7 protein-coding genes and 2 tRNA genes are annotated in these 8672 nt (G+C 57.0%); 7 read left to right on the top strand and 2 right to left on the bottom strand.

The window, feature by feature from the left end; genetic code table 11:
• Positions 1–76: 76 nt before the first annotated feature.
• A complete protein-coding gene (locus BMW31_RS13055) occupies positions 77–445 on the bottom strand; it encodes a transposase (protein WP_091826703.1) in 369 nt (122 codons plus the stop codon).
• A 154-nt stretch (positions 446–599) separates the two neighbouring features.
• Between BMW31_RS13055 and BMW31_RS13050 the strand changes: the two genes are divergently transcribed.
• The 7 genes from BMW31_RS13050 to BMW31_RS13020 all read left to right on the top strand — a co-directional run bounded on the left by BMW31_RS13050 (position 600) and on the right by BMW31_RS13020 (position 7061).
• Positions 600–672, top strand: a tRNA-Gly gene (locus BMW31_RS13050).
• A gap of 21 nt (positions 673–693) precedes the next feature.
• Positions 694–779: transfer RNA gene (locus BMW31_RS13045), tRNA-Leu, on the top strand.
• Between the two features lie 21 nt (positions 780–800).
• Positions 801–2474 (top strand): tetratricopeptide repeat protein, encoded by a 1674-nt coding sequence (locus BMW31_RS13040; RefSeq protein WP_091826702.1) that lies wholly within the window; start codon positions 801–803, stop codon positions 2472–2474.
• Positions 2474–3475, top strand: a complete 1002-nt coding sequence (locus BMW31_RS13035; RefSeq protein ID WP_091826700.1) for a DUF4369 domain-containing protein — start codon at positions 2474–2476, stop codon at positions 3473–3475. Before BMW31_RS13040 ends, BMW31_RS13035 begins: the two co-directional genes overlap by 1 nt.
• A gap of 45 nt (positions 3476–3520) precedes the next feature.
• The gene (locus BMW31_RS13030) at positions 3521–5068 is read left to right on the top strand and encodes a YifB family Mg chelatase-like AAA ATPase (RefSeq protein WP_091826698.1); all 1548 of its coding nucleotides are present in this window, start codon (positions 3521–3523) and stop codon (positions 5066–5068) included.
• An 81-nt stretch (positions 5069–5149) separates the two neighbouring features.
• On the top strand, positions 5150–6397 hold the full coding sequence (locus tag BMW31_RS13025) for a glycoside hydrolase family 27 protein (RefSeq protein WP_091826696.1): 1248 nt from the start codon (positions 5150–5152) through the stop codon (positions 6395–6397).
• A gap of 10 nt (positions 6398–6407) precedes the next feature.
• Positions 6408–7061 carry a DKNYY domain-containing protein gene (locus tag BMW31_RS13020; RefSeq protein ID WP_091826693.1) on the top strand — a complete coding sequence of 218 codons (654 nt, stop codon included), beginning with the start codon at positions 6408–6410 and terminating at the stop codon, positions 7059–7061.
• Positions 7062–7169: 108 nt separating this feature from the next.
• On the opposite strand, the gene BMW31_RS13015 is transcribed toward BMW31_RS13020, so the two are convergent.
• Complete coding sequence (locus tag BMW31_RS13015) at positions 7170–8054, bottom strand: hypothetical protein (protein ID WP_091826692.1); 885 nt, start codon at positions 8052–8054, stop codon at positions 7170–7172.
• Positions 8055–8672 lie beyond the last annotated feature (618 nt).

Here is an 8672-nt window from a genome sequence, read left to right as displayed (position 1 = left end):
ATGCCAAGATAATCGCAGAGGAAGGAGACCCGGCCGCGGAACGGCTCCGGCTCCCCGCTCTGAGACAGGGCAGTGATTACCCGGCATCGGATTTTTTTCGGATACGGATGTTGAACTTCTTCTCGGCCAGGTCTATCATCGTGGAATTGGCCAGGCAGCGGAGTTTCTCCTGGGCCAGTTCCTTCTTCAGGCGCTTCAGTTCTGCTTCATGCGCCTTGCGCTCCTCGAGCAGCTGGGCGCGAAGCTCATCGAGCGTGGTTGGCAGTTCTTCGTGTTTCATAAGAAAGGGAATTGATGAGGTGTCGGGGTGGCCGTACGCGCGGAGGTATCCGAAGAATGTCGACACGGGAATGCCGACACTCGCGGAAAAGGCGCGTATCGACAGCCCACTCGTGAGGTACCGACGTAATAACTCCAGTTTTTCGATTTCATTGTACTGTTTCATGACTTTTTACTTTTTTTGCTTGATGTAAACTGTCAACTTATTCAGTACAGGTCAAGCAATGGAACGGCGTCCCCACAGGCGCGCTATCATATTAAAATATGTAAATTCCTTTGGCGTTTACGCATTTTAGCCGTATCTTTGCAGATACGAAAATGCGGCAATAGCTCAGTTGGTAGAGCGCGACCTTGCCAAGGTCGAGGTCGCGGGTCCGAGTCCCGTTTGCCGCTCAAAGCATTCATAATTCCATTGCCGCAATGGTGGAATTGGTAGACACGAGGGACTTAAAATCCCTTGGCCAGTAATGGCTGTGCGGGTTCGAGTCCCGCTCGCGGCACTTTCCAAAACATCTTTAGTTATGCGTAAGAACCTAATTCTAACTTTATCAGCTTGTTCTTTGTTCGCACTCTCATCCTGCTCAAAGATGGGAGCGCTGTCGGCTGACAACTTCACCGTAACCCCCAATCCGCTTGAAACACAGGGAGGACAGGTGCCGGCCACCATCAACGGCACCTTTCCTGAGAAATACATGAAGCGCAATGCCGTAGTAACCATCGTGCCGGAGCTGCGCTCTGCCAACGGCACAGTGAAGCAGGGAACCGGTGCCACCTTTCAAGGAGAGAAGGTGATGGGCAACGACCAGTCAATCTCCTACCGCATGGGCGGCCACTACACGATGAAAACCAGCTTCGACTACAGCGACGACATGCAGCGGAGCGACATGTATCTCACCTTCAACGCACGCCGGGGCAGCAAGAAAGTAAGCATTCCGGCAGTGAAGGTGGCCAGCGGCATCATCACTACCTCGGAGCTCTACAAGCGCACCATGATGAATGCAGGCGGCTGCATAGCCCCCGATTCGTTCGAAAGAGTGAAGAAGCAGAAGCAGGAAGCCAATATTAAATTCCTGGTGAACCAGGCCAACCTGCGGCAAAGCGAGCTGAAGAACAACTCCGTGAAGGAGTTTGTGCAGATGCTGCGCAAAATCAACAAGGACCGCGAAGGACTGAACCTGCAGAACGTGGAGATACAGGCTTACGCCTCGCCCGAGGGCGGTTTCGCCTTTAACGACAAGCTGGCCAACAAGCGCCAGAACACTTCGGAGGGCTACGTGAAGCAACAGATGAAGAGCGCCGGCGTGCAGTCGGGCATTGATGCACACTATACGGCACAGGACTGGGACGGTTTCCAGAAGCTCGTTCAGGCCAGTAACATACAGGATAAGGACGTTATCCTGCGCGTGCTCTCCATGTACAAGGACCCCGAGGAGCGCGAGCAGCAAATCCGCAACATGAGTGAAGGCTTCCGCGAGCTGGCCGACGGCATCCTGCCCGAGCTGCGTCGCTCGCGTCTCATCATCAACTACGAGACCATAGGCCGCAGTGATGAGGAGATAGAAAACCAGTACAACGCCGATGCTGCACGCCTGAGTCCCGACGAGTTGCTGTACCTGGCAACGCTGAAGGAAACCGACGCCGAGAAGGAAGCTGTGTACAAGAAGACTGCCGAGCTATATGACAAGGACTACCGTGCCTTCAACAACCTGGCCGTCATGGCCTTCAATGCCGGCGACGAGGGAACGGCCAAGCGCTACATAGCCGAAGCCCAGGCCAAGAACAGCAAGGCTCCGGAGGCTTATGCCAACCTTGGACTCATCGCGCTGAAGCACGGCAACATCGCCGAAGCAGAGAACTACATGTCTCAGGCCACCGATGCCAACGCGCTGGACGAGGCGCTCGGCAACCTCAACATTGCCAAGGGCAACTACGCACAGGCCGAGAAAAACTTTGAAAACTCTGCCAGCAACAGCGCCGCTCTGGCCCAGCTGCTCAACAAGAACTATGCCGCAGCCAAGGCAACGCTGGGCAGCATCAAGCATCCCGATGCCCTTACGAGCTACCTGCACGCACTCGTGAGCGCCCGGCAGGGCAACAACTTCGCAGCCAAGTCATATCTCGACGAGGCCATCTCCAAAGACCCGTCGCTGGCAGAATATGCCAAGAACGATTTGGAATTTGCCAACATGAAGTAATGAAGCAAACCTTCTGTTTCCTATTTCTCACCCTGGTAGCGGTGTCATGCGGAACTCGCGGCAATCAGTTCAAGATTGATGGCAAGCTCCTACACCTCAACCAGGGTGAGTTTTACATTTACTCACCCGACGGAAGCGCCGTTGACGGCATCGACACCATTAAGGTCGAGGGCGGCCGTTTCAGCTACGAGATGGCCTGCCAGGACCCAGCCACGCTGCTGCTTGTATTCCCCAACTTTTCCGAGCAGCCCATCTTTGCCGAGCCGGGGGCAGCAGTTGAGATAAAGGCCGATGCCTCCCACCTCAAGCAACTTAAGGTTACGGGCACCGATGACAATGAACTGATGAACCAGTTTAGGGAGGAGATAGAGAATGCCTCGCCGCCTGAAGAGGTCAGCAGGGCAGCTCAGTTCATCCGAGACCACGCCGGTTCGGCCGTTGGTGTCTACCTGCTGCGCAAATACTTCGTTGCAAACGAAAGGCCGGACTATATGAGAGCCCTGCAGTTGGCTAAGCTCCTGCAGGCCGCCCAGCCCAAGAACGGGCAGCTGGTGAGGCTCATCCAGCAGCTCCAGCCACTCTCGGCAGCAGCCGTGGGCAACCGTTTGCCGGCCTTCAGTGCCGTCGATGTGAACGGTGCTGCCGTCTCCCGCTCCGCTCTTGCGGCCGCTCCGGTGGCCGTGGTGAGCTCTTGGGCGTCGTGGAGTTACGACAGCGAGAACATGCAACGCATGCTCCGCCGCATGCAGAAACGCTCCGGCGGCCGGCTGAAACTGCTCAGCATCAGTGCCGATGCCGGCAAGTACGAGTGCCGTTTGGCCATGAAGCGCGACTCCATTACGTGGCCCGTGGTGTGCGACGGGCAGCTGTTGGACGGCAGACTCATGCGCTCGTTCGGCCTCTATGCCGTGCCCGACAATGTTGTTCTGCAGAACGGACGCATCACCCAGCGCGGACTAACGACCGAGAAGCTGGAAGAACACCTCGCCAAACTCTTTTAGGAAGCCGCCTGCCGAGGCCCTTCACTTCTGAAAACACAATCTAATATGCTGGTAAAAACATTCTGTGCAGCCGTCAACGGGCTCGAAGTTACGACCATTACCATAGAAGTCAGCCTCAACCGAGGCGTGATGTACCACCTCACGGGCTTAGGAGACGAGGCCGTGAAGGAAAGCAAGGACCGCATTGCAGCAGCCATGCAGTACAGCGGCTACCGCTTTCCGGTGGCCGACATCACGGTAAACATGGCGCCTGCCGACCTGCGCAAGGAGGGCAGCAGCTTCGACTTGCCGCTGGCCATCGGCATCTTGGCGGCCAACGGGAGCTTCGAATCCGACTGTCTCAGTCAGTATATGATGGTGGGAGAGCTAAGCCTCGACGGCCGCCTGCAGCCCGTCAAAGGGGCCTTGCCCATAGCCATCAGGGCGCGGGCCGAGCACTTCAAGGGGCTCATCGTGCCGCGGCAGAACGTGCGAGAGGCCGCTGTGGTGAACAACTTGGAAGTTTACGGCATGGAAACCATGACCGACGTCATCCGCTTTCTTACCCGTCAGCAAGCCTACGAGCCAACTGTAGTCGACACGCGCAAGGAGTTTTACGAGCATCAATACAACTTCGACCTCGATTTTGCTGACGTTCGCGGCCAGGAGAACGTAAAACGCGCGCTCGAAGTTGCCGCTGCCGGTGGCCACAACCTTATTATGATAGGCCCTCCGGGGTCAGGAAAATCGATGATGGCCAAACGCTTGCCGTCCATTCTTCCGCCCCTCTCGCTGGCCGAAAGCCTCGAAACAACCCAGATACACTCCGTTGCCGGCAAGCTCGGCAAGGGCAGTTCGCTCATCTCACAGCGGCCTTTCCGCTCCCCACATCACACTATTTCGGAGGTGGCGCTTGTTGGCGGCGGCTCTAACCCTATGCCCGGAGAAATCAGCCTGGCACATAACGGCGTGTTGTTTTGCGATGAACTGCCCGAATTCAATAAACACACGCTCGAAGTTCTGCGTCAACCGCTCGAAGACCGCATCATAACAATCAGCCGTGCGAAGTACACCATCGAGTATCCTTGCAGCTTCATGTTCGTTGCGAGCATGAATCCATGCCCCTGCGGTTACTACGGCGACCCCACCCATCACTGCGTCTGCTCGCCCGGGCAAATAGAACGCTACCTCTCGAAGATATCCGGCCCGCTGCTCGACCGCATCGACCTGCAGGTCGAAATCACGCCAGTGCCCTTCCGCGACATATCCAAGGCCGCCCCCGGAGAGCGCAGTGAGCGCATCAGGGAGCGCGTGATAGCGGCGCGCGAAAGGCAGACCGAGCGCTTCAAAAGTCACCGGACCGTGCACTGCAACGCCCAGATGAGCGAGCGGATGATACACCAGTACGCCGAACCCGATGACGAGGGAACCAGTCTCCTGCGCACGGCAATGGAGAAACTGAGCCTGAGCGCCCGCGCCTACACCCGCATTCTGAAGGTTGCACGCACCATAGCCGACCTTGCGGGCAGCATCAACGTAAAGCCCGAACACCTGGCCGAAGCCATCGGCTACCGCAGCTTAGACCGCGGCGACTGGGCCGAACGCGGCCACTGAAACCACCACCAAAGCATGTCCTGCACCCTTCCGTAACCTGAATTTGTAACAATAAACATTCTAACATAAAACCAAACGAAAATGAAGAAACTGATACTGACACTCGCCACCGTGGCACTCACGGCACTCACCCCGGCCCGCGCGCAGAAGTGGGAACACCTGGCAGACACGCCGCAGATGGGCTGGAGCACCTGGAACAAGTTCGCTCACCACATTGACGAGCAAAAGATTGTGGGCGTGATAGACGCCATCGTCGAGAGCGGACTGCGTGATGCGGGCTACATCTACGTAAACATTGACGACTGCTGGCACGGCAAACGCGACGCCGATGGCTTCATTCACGAGCACCCGGAGAAGTTTCCGCACGGCATGAAGTGGCTGGCCGACTACGCCCACAGCAAGGGACTGAAGCTCGGCATCTACACCGACTGCGGCACGCAGACCTGCGCCGGCGAGCCCGGCAGCCTGGGGCACGAGTACCAGGACGCACTGACATACGCCCGCTGGGGCATAGACTATCTGAAAGAAGACTGGTGCAACACGCCCAACCAGAACCCTATAGGCGCCTACCAGCTCATGAGCGACGCCCTGCGAGCTGCCGGGCGGCCCATATTGTTGAGCCTCTGTGAGTGGGGAACGGCCAAGCCCTGGCGCTGGGCACGCGACATCGGCCACTCTTGGCGCACAACGGGAGACATCGGACCTTTCTTCAACAAGGACCAGGGTAAGGCCGACCAAGGGAGACGACTGAGCGTGTTGGAAATCATACAACGTAACGACACGCTGCGCGCCTACGCCGGGCCGGGCCACTGGAACGACCCCGACATGCTCGAAGTGGGTAACGGACTGACCGAAAATGAGGACCGCGCACACTTTACCATGTGGTGCATGATGGCCGCACCGCTCATCCTGGGCCACGACGTTCGCGACATGAGCGAGGCCACCCGGCGCATTATCATGAACCGCGACATGATAGCCATCGACCAAGACTCGCTGGGCGTGCAGGGCCTGCACTACTGTACGGAGCAGGGACTCGACTTCTGGTTCAAGCCTCTCAAGGGCGGCGACTGGGCTTTCACCATCCTCAACCCCACCCAGGAGGCCGTTACCTACGCCCTTAACTGGCAGGACTTCAACCTCACCGACGAGGAAGTGTCGGGCCGCAGCACCGATTTCAACCACACGCGCTACACCGTCTACAACCTCTGGAGCCACAAGCGCGAGGGCCGCACCTCGCTCAAGGCCGGCATCGAGCGCACCCTTACCGTGCCTTCGCACGACGTGGTGTCGTACCGCCTCATTGCTCCGGCCGGCAAAAACAAACATTAAAACCTCACGCATGAACATCAACACCTGCAACATAGCTGCCGGTCTGGCCTTCCTGCTCGCCGCAACAGCCGCGCCCACCCACGCCCAAAGCCGGTGGAACGACTACCGCGCGCAGGGCGGAACGGTAACTTACCAGGGTCAGCAGCTGACTGATGCCGACGCTGCCACCTTCGCCGAGCTGGGCTTCGGCTATGCCAAAGACCGCTACAACGTGTACTACCGCGGCGAAGTTCTGGAGTTCGTTGACCCTTCCTCCTTCCGAGTCAGCGCCCGCTTCACCCGCCATCACACCATCGGCACGCCCACATCGCCCGCCCGCAAGGCGCAGGCAGCGGCTGAAGCCTCCGGCGTCAAACCCGCAGAACCCAAGACCCAACGCCACAACAGCTTCGACCTGCTAGGCAGTTTGGGGGCCGACGAGGCCGGTGCCTACGCCGTGGCTGATGGCCGCGTAACGTATGAAGGCCGGCAGGTGAAGGGTGCCGACGCCGCCACCTTCGAGGTTCTGAAGGCCGGCTACGCCAAAGATGCCCGCCACGCCTACTACTGCGGCCGGCTCATCAGCGGCGCCCTGGGCGGCAACCACTTCGACTACACCGGCGACGATTACGCCACCGACGGCCTGCACACTTACTTCAAAGGCAAGGAAGTGGTGCGCGACTGACGGCGGAAAATCCTTTTTAAAAAGCTGACCTCACAACAGAAAAGAGCGCGTATTTACGTTCCGCCACATCTGCGGACGTAAATACGCGCTCTTTCTGCATCCATGCGGCTACTCTGCCACTGCACGGGAACGGGGAACAACAGACTTAACCACGCCCGTGTTCTCCCAAAACAGTACGCGCGCCGTGTCGTATTTCTGCAACTGGCGGTAATGTTCGGTGGTTATATAATGCTTTGAAAACGAGAACGAACGGTCGCTCTCCCACTTTATAAAATATCCGAACAAGTATTTCCGGGACCTGTCTTCGCCAAGCCGAAACCTACCCTCGTAGGTCTGCAGTCGGTTCCCAACGAGGTCGATGACCAGGGAACTCGCGGTTACTACAAACAGGCAGGCGCACACCAAACTCAGTACGAGCGCCGGATAACGCACATACCACTTGCGCGAGGGGGTTCTGAAGACGACGAAAAGCTGGCAGGCCCAAACCATGCAGAAGCCTACGAATATCAGGAAACGCACCATCCCGACGTATCCCTCGCAGAAGTCTTCGCCGTAAAAGAGCACGTACAGGAAGGCAACACTGAACACCAGCAGCAGGAACACAAGTATATGGGTAACAAAAACCGAGCTTCCCAGGCTCTTGTCTCCGTCTTTATAGAGCAGGCGTTGCCACCACGAGGGCTTCCGGGGGTCCATGCGGCCGTGCCCCTCCTGCCTGCTTTCGGCTAAAACGGCATCCCACTCGGCAGTGCCGGGGCGCAGTTCGTGCGTTCCGTAGTCGTCGGTAACGGTTATTTTTACAGGCTCATGGTCCTTATAAACGATGTTCCACCCGCGGTGCGTAGGCTGTATGGCGGTGGGCGTTGCCCCGTGTTCCAGCCTGTCTACATAGTCTTTGGCCTCCTGCAGGGTGCAGTCAAGGCTCTTGTGCACCAGTCGCACGGCCTCCAACTTTTTGCCTGCGGCCAGTAGTTGCCTTATTTCCTCGTCCATGTTGTACGTTTTGTTTCCGTTTCTCGGTACCGTTGCAAAGGTAGCTATTCTCTTTTTTACCCGCAAGCGCAGACCGCACAAAACTTTGTGTGCCACCGTTACAACCCCTTTTTATCCCATTCTAAACGGACCGTAATTCTTAGGGAACGGGCCGAAATGATGTTGAAACAATTTGAAACAGCTGCTTCTGAACGCGCGTTTTTACGCATCAACGCATCCGACGCCGCAAATACGCGCTTTTTACGCATTTTTACAAGCTGCTGATTGGCAGCTGTTTGCGGTTTTGCTCTAAATTTTCTGTATTCCTGAAGCTATCCCTCAAGGAGCTTGAAGGGCGCCTTTTAGCGTTCTTTTTCATGCTTTCGACCTCGCCGAAGCACACAAACAGCGCTGCCGAAGCTATCCTTCAAGCCGCCCGGAGGCATCTTTCAACATTGCCGAAGGATGCTTTCAAGCCTCCCGAAGCATCTTTTCGCTTCCTATTTTTGTATCATCCGGGAAGATAAAATTCATAAACTATTTGACAAAGTAGGCGTTGTTGACTTTTTAAATAGCAGTCTATGACTGTCCTGCTGCAGGTATCATCCCCTCCTAACCTCCCCTTTCTAAGGGGAGGAA

Source organism: Prevotella sp. kh1p2, assembly GCF_900111525.1.
In the GTDB taxonomy this organism is placed as follows: domain Bacteria; phylum Bacteroidota; class Bacteroidia; order Bacteroidales; family Bacteroidaceae; genus Prevotella.
The sequence above is the reverse complement of the archived record's forward strand: the minus strand, read 5'-3'. Positions and strand labels throughout refer to the sequence as shown.

Excerpts from the sequence above, each read along its gene's own strand:
- BMW31_RS13055 (WP_091826703.1), bottom strand. The coding sequence starts at position 445 with ATGAAACAGTACAATGAAATCGAAAAACTGGAGTTATTACGTCGGTAC.
- BMW31_RS13040 (WP_091826702.1), top strand. The coding sequence starts at position 801 with ATGCGTAAGAACCTAATTCTAACTTTATCAGCTTGTTCTTTGTTCGCA.
- BMW31_RS13035 (WP_091826700.1), top strand. The coding sequence starts at position 2,474 with ATGAAGCAAACCTTCTGTTTCCTATTTCTCACCCTGGTAGCGGTGTCA.
- BMW31_RS13030 (WP_091826698.1), top strand. The coding sequence starts at position 3,521 with ATGCTGGTAAAAACATTCTGTGCAGCCGTCAACGGGCTCGAAGTTACG.
- BMW31_RS13025 (WP_091826696.1), top strand. The coding sequence starts at position 5,150 with ATGAAGAAACTGATACTGACACTCGCCACCGTGGCACTCACGGCACTC.
- BMW31_RS13020 (WP_091826693.1), top strand. The coding sequence starts at position 6,408 with ATGAACATCAACACCTGCAACATAGCTGCCGGTCTGGCCTTCCTGCTC.
- BMW31_RS13015 (WP_091826692.1), bottom strand. The coding sequence starts at position 8,054 with ATGGACGAGGAAATAAGGCAACTACTGGCCGCAGGCAAAAAGTTGGAG.